The 17523-nt window shown below is 65.4% G+C and carries 14 protein-coding genes; 9 read left to right on the top strand and 5 right to left on the bottom strand.

Features of this window, described 5'->3' with window-relative positions; all coding sequences use genetic code 11:
• The first annotated feature begins 276 nt into the window (after nucleotides 1-276).
• A complete protein-coding gene (locus tag ACK5JE_RS07455; protein ID WP_416801059.1) occupies nucleotides 277-3678 on the top strand; it encodes a DUF748 domain-containing protein in 3402 nt (1133 codons plus the stop codon).
• Nucleotides 3679-3813: 135 nt separating this feature from the next.
• On the opposite strand, the gene ACK5JE_RS07450 is transcribed toward ACK5JE_RS07455, so the two are convergent.
• The gene (locus tag ACK5JE_RS07450) at nucleotides 3814-4917 is read right to left on the bottom strand and encodes a substrate-binding domain-containing protein (RefSeq protein WP_416801058.1); all 1104 of its coding nucleotides are present in this window, start codon (nucleotides 4915-4917) and stop codon (nucleotides 3814-3816) included.
• Nucleotides 4918-5111: 194 nt separating this feature from the next.
• On the opposite strand from ACK5JE_RS07450, the gene ACK5JE_RS07445 reads away from it, so the two are divergent.
• From ACK5JE_RS07445 to ACK5JE_RS07415, 7 genes are all read left to right on the top strand, one after another.
• The gene (locus tag ACK5JE_RS07445) at nucleotides 5112-5594 is read left to right on the top strand and encodes an NAD(P)H-dependent oxidoreductase subunit E (protein ID WP_416801057.1); all 483 of its coding nucleotides are present in this window, start codon (nucleotides 5112-5114) and stop codon (nucleotides 5592-5594) included.
• A 2-nt stretch (nucleotides 5595-5596) separates the two neighbouring features.
• A complete protein-coding gene (locus ACK5JE_RS07440; protein ID WP_416801056.1) occupies nucleotides 5597-7156 on the top strand; it encodes a formate dehydrogenase beta subunit in 1560 nt (519 codons plus the stop codon).
• A gap of 9 nt (nucleotides 7157-7165) precedes the next feature.
• On the top strand, nucleotides 7166-10036 hold the full coding sequence (gene fdhF / locus ACK5JE_RS07435) for a formate dehydrogenase subunit alpha (protein WP_416801055.1): 2871 nt from the start codon (nucleotides 7166-7168) through the stop codon (nucleotides 10034-10036).
• Nucleotides 10037-10049: 13 nt separating this feature from the next.
• The gene (fdhD, locus tag ACK5JE_RS07430) at nucleotides 10050-10907 is read left to right on the top strand and encodes a formate dehydrogenase accessory sulfurtransferase FdhD (protein ID WP_416801054.1); all 858 of its coding nucleotides are present in this window, start codon (nucleotides 10050-10052) and stop codon (nucleotides 10905-10907) included.
• Nucleotides 10904-11170 (top strand): formate dehydrogenase subunit delta, encoded by a 267-nt coding sequence (locus ACK5JE_RS07425; RefSeq protein WP_416801053.1) that lies wholly within the window; start codon nucleotides 10904-10906, stop codon nucleotides 11168-11170. Before fdhD ends, ACK5JE_RS07425 begins: the two co-directional genes overlap by 4 nt.
• Before the next feature lie 82 nt (nucleotides 11171-11252).
• The gene (locus ACK5JE_RS07420) at nucleotides 11253-12659 is read left to right on the top strand and encodes an OFA family MFS transporter (protein WP_416801052.1); all 1407 of its coding nucleotides are present in this window, start codon (nucleotides 11253-11255) and stop codon (nucleotides 12657-12659) included.
• A gap of 9 nt (nucleotides 12660-12668) precedes the next feature.
• Complete coding sequence (locus tag ACK5JE_RS07415; protein ID WP_416801051.1) at nucleotides 12669-12791, top strand: MFS transporter small subunit; 123 nt, start codon at nucleotides 12669-12671, stop codon at nucleotides 12789-12791.
• A gap of 67 nt (nucleotides 12792-12858) precedes the next feature.
• On the opposite strand, the gene ACK5JE_RS07410 is transcribed toward ACK5JE_RS07415, so the two are convergent.
• The 4 genes from ACK5JE_RS07410 to panB form a co-directional block, all read right to left on the bottom strand.
• Nucleotides 12859-13902, bottom strand: a complete 1044-nt coding sequence (locus tag ACK5JE_RS07410) for a magnesium and cobalt transport protein CorA (protein ID WP_416801050.1) — start codon at nucleotides 13900-13902, stop codon at nucleotides 12859-12861.
• Nucleotides 13877-14062 carry a hypothetical protein gene (locus ACK5JE_RS07405; RefSeq protein WP_416801049.1) on the bottom strand — a complete coding sequence of 62 codons (186 nt, stop codon included), beginning with the start codon at nucleotides 14060-14062 and terminating at the stop codon, nucleotides 13877-13879. Before ACK5JE_RS07405 ends, ACK5JE_RS07410 begins: the two co-directional genes overlap by 26 nt.
• Nucleotides 14063-14177: 115 nt before the next feature.
• Nucleotides 14178-15608, bottom strand: a complete 1431-nt coding sequence (rmuC, locus tag ACK5JE_RS07400) for a DNA recombination protein RmuC (RefSeq protein ID WP_416801048.1) — start codon at nucleotides 15606-15608, stop codon at nucleotides 14178-14180.
• Nucleotides 15609-15639: 31 nt separating this feature from the next.
• Nucleotides 15640-16470 (bottom strand): 3-methyl-2-oxobutanoate hydroxymethyltransferase, encoded by an 831-nt coding sequence (panB, locus tag ACK5JE_RS07395; protein ID WP_416801047.1) that lies wholly within the window; start codon nucleotides 16468-16470, stop codon nucleotides 15640-15642.
• Between the two features lie 93 nt (nucleotides 16471-16563).
• On the opposite strand from panB, the gene ACK5JE_RS07390 reads away from it, so the two are divergent.
• A complete protein-coding gene (locus tag ACK5JE_RS07390; protein ID WP_416801046.1) occupies nucleotides 16564-17397 on the top strand; it encodes an aldo/keto reductase in 834 nt (277 codons plus the stop codon).
• Nucleotides 17398-17523 lie beyond the last annotated feature (126 nt).

The raw sequence follows: 17523 nt of genomic DNA, 5'->3' as shown, positions 1-17523 counted from the left end.
CGACGATCGAACAATACCTGACTTCAGTCAGATTATATCGACCCTGACAGTCCTGATCATATAAACATCGATGAATTTGACCACCCCAGGCGGCCGGCCAGGCCGACGCTCGGGCGCGCGGCCTCTTGCACACCGCAAAAAAACGCAAAACCGGGCCCGTTCGAATGGACGCACCGTAACCCGGCGAGGATAATGATCTCCGGCCGTACACGGCGCAATATCGGTACCTGCGGTCGAAAACGACACATAAGAACGACACAGCCGGGGACATATGCAATGCAGTTGCGAATGCCAGTTCTGAAGTTCAGCCGACGGATGCTCAAGATCCTGGCGGGCATCGTCCTGACCCTGCTGGTGCTGGCGGCGCTGTCCGCCTGGCTGGTGCCCAAGGCCATCCGCAGCGCGCTTACGCAGAACGTCTCCGAACTGCTGGATCGCCCGGTCCAGGTCGGGGAAATCCGCTTCAACCCCTTCACACTGGCCCTGCGCGCGCAGGATATCGTCGTCGAACAGCCTCAGTCCGAGCCGTTGCTGCAAATCGGCGCAATCGATCTGCGTGTGGCCTGGCGCTCCATCGCCCTGTTCGCGCCAGTGATCGACCGGGTGCATATCAACCAGCCCAGGATCTCCCTGGTCCGGCAGGCTCCCACGCGATTCAATTTTTCCGACATCGTGGAACGGTTTGCCGCGATGGCCGCAAAACAGCCCGATGCGCCGGATGAGACCGATGCCGGCCCGCCGCGTTTTTCACTGAACAATCTGTCCTTGACCGGGGGGGAGATCCGCCTCGATGACCAGGTCACCGGCCGCAAGCAGACGATTGATGAACTCACGCTGGGCATCCCGTTCCTCTCCTCTTTCGGCTATGCCACCGACATCGATGTGCAGCCCGCCGTGCATCTGCGCCTCAACGGCAGCCCCTTCGATCTGGACGGCACGGCGCGACCGTTCGAGAAAACACCCACATCCACACTGAACGTCAAACTCGACAGCGTGGCGCTCGACAAATGGGCCGACTTCTGGCCCATGCCGCTGCCGGTCCAGGTCAAAAGCGCCCTGCTGGATTCCAGACTGAAGATCCTGTTCGAACAGCCCCCGGCCACTGCGCCACGCATTCGCGTGCAGGGCGACCTGAGCCTGCGCCAGCTCGATGTCACCGAGACGTCAGGGGCGCCGCTGCTGACCTGGGCCGGACTGAAAGCAGCGGGATTGGCGCTCGATCTGAGCGCGCGAACGGTCTCCGTGGAGACCGTGACGCTGACGGAACCGCACGTGGAGGCCCATCGTGACGCCACTCAGCTGAACTGGCAGCGGGTCGCGCAAGGCTTCACCAAGCTGGGCGCCGCCGGGCCGGATGTCCCCCAGGGCAACCATCCTGCCACCGAGGCGCCCCCATCCAGCCAGCCAGCCGATGACGCCACCTGGAAAATCGCCCTGGGCAGCGTCAGACTCGAAGCCGGCACAATGCGCCTGCGCGACGAGCCCAACGGCCTGGATTACCCGCTCGACGGATTGAACATCGAAGTCGAACACATCACGCTGCCGCAGTCCCCTGATCAGCCCATGCAGGCGCGGCTGAGCATGAACAACAGCCACGATGGCAGCACGCTGCAGGTCCGGACGCCGGTCATGCTGCAACCCCTGTCGGTCAAGGCCCAGGTCACCCTGGACAACCTGCCACTGGCGCCTTTCGCAACGACTATGCGCCATTTCACGCCTGTTTCCCTCAAGGAGGGTCGGCTGAGTCTTGCAGGCACGGTCAACGTGACCGGGGCCCGGATCGAGGCCCTGGCCGTGAAGCTCGGTCTGCAACAGCTCGCCGTGCGCGACGAATCCATCAAGCCCGGCGTGGATCTGTCGATCGGTTCTCTGGCGCTGACGGCCAACCGGCTGGCCCTGGACGCCAAACCGACGAACTTCACCCTGAAAGCCGAGGGCCTCCAGAAACGCGGCACGCTGGCACTGGACGGCACGCTGACGACCCAACCGCTCACGCTCAAGGCCTCAGTCGATCTGGCCCGCTTCGACGCAGCGTCCCTGGCGCCGTTCTTTGCCTCCAGCCTGAACGCCACGGTGCGCAGCATGAGCGTGGGCGCACGCGGCAAGGTCGAACTCGCCCTGCCACAAGGCAAACAGGCCATGCAGGTCGATTGGCGAGGCGCCGTCCAGATCGATGACCTGGCGCTTCTGGATCGCGTCAACAAGGCGGCATTCATGAACTGGAAGCGTCTGGGCCTGAGCAACATGCACGTCACGATGGCGGGCGCCAGGCTCGGATTGAACCTGGGCGATATCCTGCTGGACGATTTCTACGGCAACATCCTGCTCAACAGCAACGCACGCATGAATGTGATGGACATCCTAGTCGCCAAGGGCACGGCCGCCGGCTCCATCACCCAGGACACGCAGACCCGCCACAAGCGCGCGGCCGGCGCCGCATCCGCGGCCTCGAGAAAATCAACCGGCGGCGCCACCAGCGCCCTGCCCGACATCTTCATCAACAGCGTCAAGCTCAAGCGGGGCCGCGTGACGTTCAATGATCATTTCGTGCGGCCCAATTATCGGGCCGAACTGTCCTCCATCGAGGGGACGCTGACGGCCGTGTCCTCGACCAAGCCCGCGCCGGCGAAGGTCAGCGTGACGGGCCGCGCCTACAGCACGGCTCCCTTTTTCATCTCCGGCACGGTGCAACCGTTCGCCCGCTATCTGGCGCTGAATCTGAACGCCTCGGCCAAGGGCGTGGACCTGCCCCGTTTCACCACATACGCGTCGAAATATGTTGGCTACGCGATCGATCGCGGCAAATTGTCGGTCGACCTGCACTACCAGATCAAGGACCGCGCCCTGCAAGCCAGCAACAAGGTCGTGCTCAACCAGCTCACCTTCGGCAAGCCGTCCGACAGCCCCGATGCGCTCAAGCTGCCGGTGCTGCTGGCTGTCGCGCTGCTGAAGGACTCCAACGGCAACATCGACATCAACCTGCCGATCTCCGGGTCGCTTGACGATCCCAAGTTCTCGGTGGGCGGCATCATCGTGCAGGTGATCGTGAACACGATCGCCAAGGCGGTGACCGCGCCCTTCAGACTGCTGGCCTCCGCCTTCGGCGGTGGCGAAGATCTGTCACGCGTCGATTTCGCACCGGGCCAGGCCGTCCTCGACGACACGGCAAAATCGAATATCGCCACGCTGGTCAAGGCGCTTTCCGGGCGGCCGTCGCTCAAGATGGACATCATCGGCCGGGCCGACCCGAAGGCCGATGAGGCGGGCCTGCGCCAGGCCTGGGTGGATGACAGGATCCGCGCGGTCAAGGCCCACGACATGGGCGTTCGCGGCAAGAAAGCCGAGGTCAAGGCAATTGAGCTGACCGACGCCGACCGCGCCAAATACCTGGAAAAGGTCTACGGCGACACCAAGATCAAGAACAAGCCGCGCAACGGCATCGGCATCGCCAAATCACTGCCACCCGATCAGATGAACGCCCTGCTGCTGGCTGCCGCTCCGCTGGGCAAAGAGCCCCTGGTCAACCTGGCGGAGGCCCGCGCCCAGGCCGTGTACGAGGCCATCATGGCGGCCGCGCCGGATCTGACCGATCGGGTCTTCATCGTGGCGCCCAAGCCCGACGCCAGCGGAATCGAGGACGGCGGCGCGGCAACCCGCGTGGATTTCTCGCTGCGCTGAGGTCTGAACAGCCGTAGCCCGTCAGATCACACGCATATCCCTGACACTCAGCCCAACTCGTCGTGCCTGCTGCCACTGCGGGGCGGTGCGTCGATCCCGCCGCCGACCGGACCAGCAAGCGCCTGCCTCGCTCGTTCAGCGCCTACAGGAAAACTCCGGTCCGAAAGCCTGCTCAAGGGTCTGGACCTGACCCAGCAGACTACAGTCATAGCCCACCAGATTGCGGGCGTATTCCTGGTATTCATCCCCGCTCATCAGGTCCAGCAGCCGCTGCAGGGACTGTGTGCCGACCAGCTCCTTGTTGATGCCAAAAAAATAGCGCTCCCGCGCCAGCGGAATGAATTCCAGTCCACAGCGCCAGGCGGCGGTCTCGACCCCGATGCCGACATCGGCCATGCCGCTGGCGATGTGCGCTGCAATGGCCATGTGCGTGAATTCCCCGCTGTCGAATCCGGTCACGTCGTTGGGATCGATCCCCAGATGCTCCAGCATCAGGTGGATCAGGAACCGGGTGCTGGAACCGAGCTGCCGGTTCACGAAGCGCACGTCCGGACGCACCAGATCGCTGGCCGAGCGGATGTTCTTCGGATTTCCGGGCTGCACGAACAGGCCAGTGTTGCGGACGGCCAGATGCAGGAGCAGCATGCGGTCCGGATCGAGCCAGCGCAGGTAGCGTTGCAAGATGGGTTTTTCGTACTCGGCAACCGGCACCTGAAAACCGGCCAGGTCGCATTCTCTGCGGTCCAGCGAAGCCAGCGCCTCGATCGCGGTGCGATAACGCAATTCCAGCGGCAACATGTCCTGACCGTTGGCCAGTCGCATCAACCCCTCGACGGCGAACCCGTGGCTGGCATGCAGGCGCAGCACGGACATTTCCTCGGAATACAGGCGTTGCAGTTCTTCCTGCAGCTCGGAGGCCAGACTCTCGAACGTCGGGGCCAGACGGGCATCGATGCGCCGGTTGGCCCACAGCAGGTGCTGCGCGAAGCTGGTCAGGCGCGAACCCCGGCGCCGGGACGTCTCGATCAGCGGCGCCTGGAATTCGGCCTCGGCCTTGCGCAGAATGCCCCAGGCATGACGGTAGGACACACCGCGCGCCTGACAGGCGCCTGAAATATGACCATATTCATCGATGGCGGCCAGCAATCGCAACACATCGCCCATTTGCAGTATTTCCCCGGATTGTTTTTCCAATACCCATTCCGAATACAGCCGGGGCTTGAACCGGTAAACCGCCATATCTCCTCCTGAAAGTCTTATTAATATGAATTCATTTGCATAATAAAAATGGAGACTGCCAATAATATGTTTTTATTATCTTATTGAAATCAAATTATTTTCAAGGGTAGAGTCATTTAACGGCACTGATTTATATATGCACAAATAAACCTATTAAGACGCATGCCCGCCGATCATGCGTCCGGAGACAAGCCATGGACACCATCCGGTCCGATGCCGCGGCCGCCCCGCATGACGCCAATCCGCTGGTACAGGAAATCCTGGCCCGGCATGCCGGCCGGCAAGGCGCCCTGCTGCCGATCCTGCACGACGTGCAGGATGCCCTGGGATGGATTCCCGAGCCGGTCGTGCCGCAAATCGCGGCGGCGTTGCAACGATCCCGGGCCGAGGTCCATGGCGTGATCAGTTTCTACAGCCATTTCCGCACCTCACCGCCCGCGCGCACCCACCTCGAGGTCTGTCGCGCCGAGTCCTGTCAGGCCTGTGGCGGGGGCGCGCTGTACGAACACGCCCAGACGCGCGTCGCCGCCGGAAACGCCAACGAGGTTTCGCTGGCGCCGGTGTACTGTCTGGGCCTGTGCGCCCAGTCTCCGGCCGTCATGATCGACGGCCAGCCCCATGCGCGTGTCACTCCCGAAAAACTGGATGCCCTGCTGACCGCAGCGCGGGAGGCCTGAGCATGGAACACCTCCTCTACGTCCCGCTGGACACCGCCGCGCTGGCGATGGGCGCCGATGCGGTCGCGGATGCCTTCCGCGCCGAGGCGGCACGCCGTGGTCTGGATCTGCGCATCGTGCGCAACGGCTCACGCGGCCTGCACTGGCTCGAACCCCTGGTCGAGATCGCCACCCCCGCCGGGCGGGTGGCCTACGGCCCCGTCACACCGCAAGACGTCCCATCCATCCTGGACGCGGCCGGCAAAGACGACGCCACCCATCCGCTGTGCCAGGGCCTGACCGAAGACATTCCTTTCCTGAAAAAACAGGAGCGTCTGACCTTCGCGCGGGTCGGCCTGACCGATCCGCTGAGCCTCTCCGACTACGAGGCGCATGGCGGCTTTGCCGGTCTGTCAAAGGCGCTGGACATGACTCCCGAGGCCATCGTCGACGCCATCACCGAGTCCGGACTGCGAGGCCGCGGCGGGGCCGCCTTTCCCACTGGCGTCAAGTGGCGCACCGTGCTGCAGACGCAGGCTGCACAGAAATACATCGTCTGCAACGCCGACGAGGGCGATTCGGGCACGTTTTCCGACCGCATGCTGATGGAGGGCGACCCCTGTGCCCTCATCGAAGGCATGATCATCGCCGGCCTGGCCGTGGGCGCCACGCACGGCTACCTTTACGTCCGCTCCGAATATCCGCAAGCTGAACGGGTGCTGGCCGGCGCCCTGGACGCGGCACGCGAGGCCGGCTGGTTGGGCGACGACATCCGTCGATCGGGCCGTGCCTTCGACATCGAGCTGCGGCGCGGCGCGGGGGCCTACATCTGCGGCGAGGAAACCTCACTGCTCGAGAGCCTGGAGGGCCGCCGGGGTCTGGTCCGCGCCAAACCACCGCTGCCCGCCGTGCGCGGCCTGTTCGGCTGTCCCACCGTGATCAACAATGTGATTTCCCTGGCCACGGTCCCTTTCATCCTGGCCCAGGGGGCCCAGGCCTACCGCAATTTCGGCATGGGCCGGTCCCGGGGAACGCTGCCCTTCCAGCTGGCGGGCAACATCCGCTGCGGCGGCCTGGTCGAAAAAGCCTTCGGCCTGACCCTGCGCGAACTGCTGTTCGACTTTGGCGGCGGCAGCGCCTCGGGACGCCCCCTGCGGGCGATCCAGGTGGGCGGCCCGCTGGGGGCCTACCTGCCCGAATCCCAATGGGGCACGCCGATGGACTACGAGGCTTTCCTGGAGATTTCCGCCATGTTGGGTCACGGCGGCGTGGTGGCCTTCGATGACACCGTCGACATGGCCTCCATGGCCGAATACGCCATGGAATTCTGCGCCATCGAGTCCTGTGGAAAATGCACACCCTGTCGCATCGGCTCGGTGCGCGGCACCGAGATCATCCATGCGATCCGTGAGGGGCGCGACCGCGAGAACCGGACGGAACTCCTGCAGGACCTGTGCGACACCATGATGGCCGGATCACTGTGCGCGCTGGGCGGGATGACGCCCTATCCCGTGCTGTCCGCCCTGCGCCATTTCCCCGAGGACTTCGGCCTGTCCCAGGCCGCCGTCTCGCAGACCGTCTAGGAGCCCGCCATGCTGGAAACCGTCCTGAAACGCGACCGCGACCTGGGCACGCCCGAGTCCCTGTCCACCGAAACCGTCACGCTGACCATCGACGGCCAACACATCACCGTCCCGGCCGGCACCTCGGTCATGCGCGCCGCCGCCGAGACCGGCATCCAGATCCCCAAGCTCTGCGCTTCGGACAATCTGGATGCCTTCGGCTCCTGTCGCCTGTGCCTGGTGGAAATCGACGGCCGCCGGGGTCACCCGGCGTCCTGCACCACCCCCGTGGAAGACGGTATGGTGGTCCACACCGAAACCGCCAAGCTGCACGAACTGCGGCGCAACGTGATGGAACTCTACATCTCGGACCACCCGCTGGACTGTCTGACCTGTCCGGCCAACGGCGACTGCGAGCTGCAGGACATGGCCGGGGTGGTGGGGCTGCGCAATGTGCGCTATGACGCGGACGGCGCCAACCACCTGGACGATGTCGTCGACACATCCAACCCGTACTTCACTTACGATCCGTCCAAGTGCATCGTCTGCAATCGCTGCGTGCGGGCCTGCGACGACGTCCAGGGCACCTATGCGCTGACCGTTCAGGCGCGCGGCTTCGATTCGCGCATCATTGCCGGGCAGGACGATGGATTTCTGGAAAGCGACTGCGTCTCCTGCGGCGCCTGCGTCCAGACCTGTCCGACCTCGGCGCTGATCGAGAACACCGTCATCGACCAGGGCCAGGCGGATCACGCCGTCATCACCACGTGCGCCTACTGCGGCGTGGGCTGCGGCTTCAAGGCCGAAATGAAGGGCGACAAGGTCATCCGCATGACGCCCTGGAAAGACGGCAAGGCCAATCGCGGCCACTCCTGCGTCAAGGGCCGTTTTGCCTGGAGCTATGCCACCCATGCCGACCGCCTGACCAAACCGATGATCCGCGACAGGATCACCGACCCCTGGCGCGAGGTCTCCTGGGAGGAGGCCATCGGCCGCGCCGCGTCCGAACTGAAACGGATCCAGGCCAAATACGGCGTGGACTCGATCGGCGGCATCACTTCGTCGCGCTGCACCAACGAGGAAACCTATCTCGTGCAAAAACTGGTGCGCGCCGCCATGGGCAACAACAATGTCGACACCTGTGGCCGGGTCTGTCATTCCCCCACAGGCTACGGGCTGAAGACCACCATCGGCGAATCGGCCGGCACCCAGACCTTCGACTCGGTCATGCACGTGGATGTGGCCGTGGTGCTGGGCGCCAACCCCAGCGCCGCCCACCCGGTGTTCGCCTCCCGCCTCAAGCGCCGGCTGCGCCAGGGCGCCCGCCTGATCGTCATCGACCCGCGGCGCATCGAGCTGGTCGACGCCCCGCACGTCAAGGCGGACTATCACCTGCCGGTGCGCCCGGGCACCAACGTCGCCGTACTCAACGCCCTGGCCCATGTCATCGTCACCGAGGACCTGGTGAATCATGACTTCGTCCAGGCGCGCTGCGAGGATCAGGCCTTCAATGAGTGGCTGCAATTCATCCGCGGCCCGGAACACGCGCCCGAAGCCACCGAATCCATCACCGGCGTGCCGGCCGCCGATCTGCGCGGAGCCGCCCGCCTGTACGCCACCGGCGGCAATGCGGCCATCTACTACGGTCTCGGCGTCACCGAGCACAGCCAGGGTTCCACGGCCATCATGTGCATTGCCAACCTGGCCATGGTCACCGGCAACATCGGCCGCGAAGGCGTGGGCATCAATCCCCTGCGCGGCCAGAACAATGTCCAGGGCTCCTGCGACATGGGCTCGTTCCCGCACGAGTTCCCCGGCTACCGTCATGTATCCGACGACGCCGTGCGCGGCGAATTCGAACGCGCCTGGGGCGTCCCGCTGCAATCCGAGCCGGGTCTGCGGCTGCCGAACATGTTCGATGCTGCCCACAGCGGTTCGTTCAAGGGCCTGTACTGCCAGGGCGAGGACGTCGCTCAATCCGACCCCAACACCCGGCATGTGGTGGCGGCCCTCGAAGCCATGGAATGCGTGATCGTCCAGGACATGTTCCTGAACGAGACCGCAAAATACGCGCACATCTTCCTGCCGGGCTCGTCCTTCCTGGAAAAGGACGGCACCTTCACCAACGCCGAACGCCGCATCTCGCGCGTTCGCCAGGTCATGGCGCCCCAGGCCGGCCTGGCCGACTGGGAGGTCACCTGCGCCCTGTCCAATGCCATGGGCTACCCGATGAACTATGCCCATCCGGGCGAAATCCTCGACGAGATCGCCCGGCTGACGCCGACTTTTGCGGGGGTGTCCTTCGGCCGCATTGCCGCCCTGGGCGGCAGCGTCCAGTGGCCCTGCAACGACGAGGCGCCGGAGGGCACGCCGATCATGCACGTGGGCGAATTCGTGCGCGGCAAGGGCCGCTTCATGATCACGCAATATGTCCCGACCGACGAGCGCTCCACGCGCCGATTCCCGCTGCTGATGACCACGGGCCGGATCCTGTCGCAATACAACGCCGGCGTCCAGACCCGGCGCACGGCCAACAATGCCTGGCACAGCGAGGATGTCCTGGAGATCCATCCCCACGACGCCGAGGACCGGGGCGTCGTCGAGGGCGACCGGGTCGCCATCGAAAGCCGCGCAGGGGAAACCGTGCTGCGCGCCAACGTCACCGACCGGATACAGCCGGGCGTGGTGTACACGACCTTCCATTTCCCCGAGTGCGGATCGAACGTCCTGACCACAGACAACACGGACTGGGCCACGGACTGTCCCGAATACAAGGTGACCGCCGTGCAGGTGCGCAAGGTCACTGCGCCAGCGGCCTGGCAACGGGACTGGCAAGCGCAGGACCAGCGTCAGGACGAGCTCCTGAACACCCGCCTGCCTCAGGCCACCCCCGCCGCCTGACCCGGAGACGCGCATGCACCCCGCAGACTTCGATCCCATGTCCGAGTTCCCCGACCCGTCCGCCGGCCTGGCGATGGGCGACATCCTGCGCGTCGGCGATCAGCAGGCCACGGCCTCGCAAGACGCCATCGCCTGCGAGCAGGCGGTCGCCCTGGAATACAACGGTATCGCGCATGCCGCCCTGCTGGCCTCGCCGCTGCATCTCCATGAACTGGCGCTGGGCTTTTCCTACACCGAAGGCATCATTCGCGATCCGTCCGACGTGCTGGACACGGAGGTCGAATCCACGCCCGACGGCCTGGTGGTCCGCCTGCGGATCGTCAACGCCCGGCTGCATACCCTGAAACTGCGCCGGCGCTCCCTGGCGGGCAGCACCAGTTGCGGACTGTGCGGTGTGCAAAGCCTGGCGCAGATCCGCCGCGACCTGCCTCCCCTGACCGCGCCGTCACGGCCCTGGGCGATCGAGGCGGTCCGCTCGGCGCTCGACCAGCTGTGCCAGCGCCAGCCGCTGTTCAACCTGACCGGCGCCACCCACGCGGCAGCCTGGGCCACCCCGGCCGGACAGCTTGTCTGGACCTACGAGGACGTCGGACGGCACAACGCGCTGGACAAGCTCATTGGCCGGCTCCTGCGCGAATCCGTCGACCCCGGCCAGGGATTCGCGGTCATTTCCAGCCGTGCCAGCTTCGAGATGGTGCAAAAGGCCCATGCCGCCGGCATCCGGGCGCTGGTCGCCGTTTCCGCGCCGACAACCCTTGCCGTGCAGCTGGCGCAACAAGCCTCCATGATGCTGGCAGGCTTCGCACGCGACGGCCGCTGCACGATCTACAGCCGGCCTGATTACCTGGACCTGGACGGGAGCCGCACGTGACCAATATCGAACACTTGATCCGCCTGGCCAACCGCATCGGCCTGTTTTTCGAGGCCATGCCCGACAGAGCCGCCAGCGTCGACAGCATCGCCGATCACATCCAGCGGTTCTGGGACCCGCGCATGCGGCGCGCCCTGCTGGACTATCTCCGCACGCATCCCGACGGCCAATGGGGGGACACCACCCTGTCGCCCATCTGCCTGGAGGCCATCTCCCGCCACCGTGAAACCCTCTATCCCAGGCAGAGCGCCAGCCCCGCCTGATCCTGCGCAAACCCTTCTTATTTCCGACCTCAGCAGCACCCACACATGAACATACCGGGCATCCGACCCAGGAGGAGACTTCATGAGCATCGAAGCAAACCGCAGCAGTTTTTTCAGCAAGCAGCGCATCACCGCCCCACCCGGCTTCAACCGCTGGATGATTCCGCCCGCCGCCCTGGCGGTGCACCTGTGCATCGGTCAGGCCTATGCATTCTCGGTGTTCAACGGGCCCATGACCAAGCTCATCGGCATCCAGCAGCCCGCCCCTGACGACTGGGGGTTGCCTGCCCTGGGCTGGATCTTCAGTCTGGCCATCCTGTTTCTCGGCCTCTCCGCTGCCTTCGCCGGCAAGTGGCTCGAGGACGTCGGGCCGCGCAAGGCCATGTTCGTAGCGGCCTGCTGCTTTGGCGGCGGCTTCATCGTGTCTTCGATCGGCATCTCGACCCACCAGCTCTGGCTGCTGTACCTGGGCTACGGCGTCCTGGGCGGGATCGGACTGGGCATCGGCTACGTCTCGCCGGTCTCGACCCTGATCAAGTGGTTCCCGGACAAGCGCGGCATGGCCACCGGGATGGCGATCATGGGATTCGGCGGCGGCGCCTTCATCGCCTCGCCGATGTCCGTGGCGCTGATGGAGCATTTCCGCACGCCCACCTCCATGGGGGTCGCCCAGACCTTCATGGTCATGGGAGTGCTGTATTTCATCTCCATGCTGATCGGCGCCTATGCCATCCGCATCCCCGCGCCGGACTGGAAACCGGACGGCTGGACGCCGCCCGCCACACAAAAGGCCATGATCTCGCGCAACCACGTCCATATCGACGAAGCGCTCAAGACCCCACAGTTCTGGCTGCTCTGGTGGGCGCTGACCCTGAACGTGACTGCCGGCATCGGCGTGCTGGGCCAGGCGTCGGTGATGATCCAGGAGAGCTTCCGCGGCGCCATCACGCCGGCGGCGGCAGCCGGCTTCGTGGGTCTGCTGTCGCTGGCCAACATGCTGGGCCGGTTTTTCTGGTCGAGCACGTCGGATTACCTGGGACGCAAGACCACCTACGGGATCTTCTTCGTGCTGGGCGCGATGCTGTACTTCCTGGTGCCCGGCATGGGAGCCTCGGGCAATGTTGCGCTGTTCGTGCTGTTCTACGCGATCATCATCTCGATGTACGGCGGCGGCTTCTCCACCATCCCGGCCTACCTCGCCGACCTGTTCGGCACCCGTTACGTGGGCGGCATCCATGGCCGCATCCTGACCGCCTGGGCCGCCGCAGGCGTGCTGGGCCCCGTGCTGGTGAACTACATCCGCCAGTACCAGGTCGATCATGGCGTCCCGCCGGGCCAGTCCTACACCATCACGATGTACCTGATGGCCGGCCTGCTGGTCGTCGGCTTCATCTGCAACCTGCTGGTCCGTCCGGTCGCCGCCCATCACCACATGGCCCCCGAGCAGGACGCGGTTCCGTTGAATGCCAGCCTGGCGCCCCAGAAATAGGAGATTTCCATGCCTGAAACGACACGTACCCCCCCGACCGGCCTGGTCATCCTGTTCTGGCTCTACGTCGGCATCCCGCTGGCGGTGGGCATCTGGGAAACCCTGGTCAAGGCCAGCGCGCTGTTCCACTGACCGGACACACCGGCGCGCCGTGCGCGGGAGGACGCTCGCCAGCGAGCGGACCTCCCGCGCACCTTGCTCACAGCCACTTGATCCGGCGGAATTTCCAGTACAGCAGGCCGCAGACCGTGCCGGTCCCGGCCAGCATCGCCGGATAGCCGTAGGCCCAGTCCAGTTCCGGCATGCCGTGAAAATTCATGCCATAGATGCCCGCCACCGCCGTGGGCACGGCCAGGATGGCCGCCCAGGCGGCCAGTTTGCGGGTGATGTCGGTCTGCTGCATCTGGCTGATCATCATGCTGGCCTCAAAAGCGAACGCCAGCGCTTCGCGCAGACCGGCAATGGATTCGACGATCCGCTGGATCCGGTCGGCATCCTCGTTGAAATACCCCCGGCTGTCCGCACCGATATTGCACATGTCCAGGCGGGCCAGCCGGCGGCAGATTTCCACCAGCGGCGCGATGGCCGTCTGCATGCGCAGCAGATCGCGCCGCAGGCGGTACAGGCGGCGGATGTCCGTTTCCCGGAAACCCCGCAGCAGAAACTGATGCTCGACGTTCTCGACCCGGCCTTCCATGTGGTTGAGCGCTTCGATATAGCGGTCCGCCAGCAGGTCCAGCAGCGTGGAGGCGACATAATCGCTGCCCCGGCTGAGGAATTCCGGCGACTCGGTCAGCTGCTCGCGCAGATCCCGGTACGAGCCTTCCGCGTGGCGGCGGATCGTCAGCAGGTACCCGGGGCCGATCAGCAGCTGGGTGTCGCCAAAGCCAGGACGATCCTGGACGATTTCGACCGTCACCACGACCACCAGCGTCAGCTGGTCGTACTCGATGATCTTCGGCCGCCTGTGCGGAGAAATGATTTCCTCGATGGCGCGGCCAGGCACGCCCAGCCGACGGCCCACGTCACGCACCAGCGCCTCGTCCGGCGCTTTCAGGCCAACCCAGAGCAGACCGGCCGCCTGCGCGGCGGTCCCCAGATCCAACAGACCGACATCGCGGTCCGGCTGCCCGGCCGCGTACAGTGTGGACGCCACGACAGCGCGATCAAACAAGGCCTCCAGCCCGATGTCGTCGGGTGGCGCCGGGCAGGGTGAGTCATCGGCGGATGCAGGCGGATTCATCGTCATCTCCTCGCATGCGGACGGACAAGCTGCGCGCGACGGGTTTGCCCTCGAGGCGGCCGGTGGTGAACTCGACCCCCTGGATGGTGTGGACACGCGGATCCTGCAAACGGGCGCGCAACGGCTCGAGTTCCGGCGCAAAGGCGGACAGGATTCCCATCCGCGCGATCTCGTCCACCCGCCCGGGCGTGGGCGGCGTTGCCAGCGCGTGGGCACAGGCGCTGACACAGGCCTCGGAACAGGCTCTGGCGCATCTGTGAGTGTCGCCTCACGGGTCATGGCTCCGAGGGTGAATCCGGCATTCCGGTCCGCGCCGCCGGGAGCGACTCCGCATCCCGGACCGGACCGTCCTCAGATGCAACGCCGTCCAGTCGCCGGACTTCGAAATCCGCATGCAGGGGTTCGAGCGGCGGCAATGGCCGGCCGGCCTTGACCGACAGCTCGGCAAAGCGCCCCACCTTACCATACAGACCCTGCTGCCCTGTCACGGCAGTGACGGTGCTGTTGTAGTGCGTGGCTGCCGCGCCCAGGGCCTGCCCCAGTTTTTGCAGGCGGGCGGCCACCCGCTCGACCTGCCGGTACAGTTCGCCGGCCTGATCGCCGAGCGCCCGGGCCTGTTCGTTGCCACGCGCCAGCATCCACAGGTTCGCCACCGTGCGCAGCACCGGCATCAACGTGGTGTGAGACACCAGGACGACGTTGTGACGATAGCCATGATCGAACAGTTCGCGGTCATGCCGCATGGCTTCGATGTAGGCCGGCTCGATCGGCAGGTACATCAACACGAAACCTGGACTTTTCACCCCGATCAGGCCGCTGTAATCCTTGCGGGCCAGATCATCGATGTGGTGGCGCACGGCGCGCACATGCGCGGCCAGCGCGGCCTCGCGTTCCTCGGGCGTGACCGCAGCCACGGCCCGGTCGTAATCCACCAGCGAGACCTTGCTGTCGATGATCAGGTGCTTGCCATCGGGCAGCCGGACGACGAAATCCGGCTGCCGCCGGTTGCCGTCCTCGTCCCGGAACGCCGCCTGGGCCTGATAGTGGTCGCCCTCGATCAGCCCGGCCAGTTGCAGGCTGCGCCCCAGCAGGACCTCACCCCAGTTGCCCGTGGTCTTCTTGTCACCCTTCAGTGCGGTGGCCAGGGACTCGGCCTCATCGCTCATTCTCAGGCCGACATCAAGGACACGACGGATTTCAGTATCCAGTTGAGCCTGCCCGCGCATCGAGGCGTCGTGAACCTCGTTGACACGTCGCTGGAACCCCTCGATCTGCTCACGAAACGGCTTCAGCAGGCTGTCGAGCGTCTCCTGGCTGGTCCGGGAAAAGCCCTGACTTTTTTCCTCCAGCACCTGTCCGGCCAACTGCTGGAACTCGACCCGCAAGGACGTCCGCGCCTGTTCGAAGGCCTGGCGCAGATCCTCGAAGGCAGCGAGTTTTTCCTGGTGAGCGGCTTGCAGCCGGGCCAGCTCCAGGCGGCCATCCTGGGCCCGGGCGCGCCAGTCCTCCAGCGCCCGGGTCAGCGTGCCCGCCTCGAGGTCGAGTTGTGCGATCCGCTCCCGCAACTGATCGGCGCGTTCGGTCTGACGGGCCGCCTCCGCCGCCTGCGCCAGCAGACGCCGTCGCGCGGGCCAGGCGCCCGCCACGGCGCCGATCAGCAGGGCCAGGGCCAGCGCCGCCAGGATTTCCGGAGAAAACGGGATCACGATGCCGTCCTGCGTGATGAATCGGCCTGCATCACGGTTTGCCGGCCTTCACGCCGAAACAATGCGCCAGCGTCGGAAAAGAGCCCTCCCGCACGGATTGGGCATAGTCCTGGGCCGCCTGGCGGATGACCTGTCCCGCATCGGCAAAACGCTGGGCGAATTTTGGAATCCGGTCGCCACTCAGCCCCAGGATGTCCTCGGTCACCAGAATCTGCCCATCGCACGCGGGCGAGGCCCCGATACCGATGGTCGGAATCGACAGCGCCTGCGTGATCTCGCGCCCCAGCGGCTCGCTGATGCCCTCGAGCACCACGCCGAAAGCCCCCGCCTGCGCATGGGCCCGGGCGTCTTCCATGATGCGCCGGGCGGCGGCATCGGTCATGCCCTGCGCCTTGAAGCCGCCCATGGTGTGGACGTATTGGGGCATGAGCCCGACATGGGCCAACACCGGAACGCCGCGATCGACCAGAAACCGGGTCGTCTCGGCCAGCGGCTGCCCTCCCTCGAGCTTGACGCCGGACACGCCGCTGGCGGCCAGCATGGACGCAGCATTGGCGAACGCCTGCTCAGGCGAGCGCTGGTAGCTGCCGAATGGCATATCCACGATCACGCAGGCATGCTCGGTGGCCCGGACCACCGCCGCCGCATGCGCAGCCATCGTGTCGACCGTGATCGACAGCGTATCGGGCAGCGCATAGCCGACCATGGCGGTGGAATCGCCGACCAGCAGCATGTCCAGCGCCTCGTCCAGCATGCGGGCGATCGGCGCGATGTAGGCGGTCAGCGCGGCGATCTTGCGCGTCCCCTTGCAAGAGACGAGTTGGGGCACCGTGACGCGCTGCGCCTGACTATGTACACTCATTTGGCAGACTCCAAAGAATTGTTAATGCCGGCCGACCATGCACCGGCCGGTCGAGTCCGTGACGGCAAGTTGCCGCCTCCACCGGAGATCCTCATGTCCAATAATCAACCATATATCACGTTTCATGATGGCCGGCGCGCGCCCCAGCTGGGGCAGGGCACCTGGCAACTGACCGGCGAGGCCGTGATTCCGGCGCTCCAGGCCGCTGTCGAAGCCGGCTACCGCTCCATCGACACCGCCGCCAGTTACGAGAACGAGGCCGAGGTCGGCCGCGCCATTGCCCAGTGCGGCATTCCGCGCGAAGCGCTGTTCGTGGCCACCAAGGTCTGGAACGACCGGCATGGTCACGATAGTACCAAGTCCGCCTTCCAGGAAAGCCTCGACCGGCTGGGACTCGACTACGTGGATCTCTACCTGATCCATTGGCCGGTGCCCAGAGGCAAGCGCTACCTGGATACCTGGGAAGCCCTGATCCAGTTGCGCGACGAGGGGCGCGCCCGCTCGATCGGCGTCTGCAATTTCCAGACGGGCCACCTGCAAAGACTGCTGGACAGCACCGGCGTGCTGCCCGTGGTCAACCAGATCGAACTGCATCCCTATTTCCAGCAGGCCGAACTGCGCGCCTATCACGCAGACCACGGCATCCTGACCGAGGCCTGGAGCCCGCTCGGCCGGACCCAGGTGCTCCAGGATCCGGTCATTCTGGAACTGGCGCACCAGTTGCGCGCCACTCCGGCCCAGGTCGTCCTGCGCTGGCATATCCAGATGGAACACATGGTGATCCCCAAATCCTCGAATCCCGCACGGATCCAGGAAAATTTCAATCTCTGGAATCTGCATCTGGACGAGGCTGCCATGGCCCGGATCGCCGCTCTGGATCGCGCCGACGGCCGCATCGGCCCGGATCCCGAAAAATTCCCCGCCTGAACCCGCCCGGGACGACACACCGGGGCCGCCCGCGCGATCCGCCGCCCCACCCGCCGCCCGACGCGGCACCGACATGAGCCACCACGAGGCCGGCACAAGGCTGGAATCCGCCGGGGCCGCCCCGGC

It is taken from the genome of Castellaniella sp. (assembly GCF_047971665.1).
Taxonomy (GTDB): domain Bacteria; phylum Pseudomonadota; class Gammaproteobacteria; order Burkholderiales; family Burkholderiaceae_B; genus Castellaniella.
Note: the sequence above shows the minus strand (reverse complement) of the source record. Positions and strands in the feature narration are given on the sequence as shown.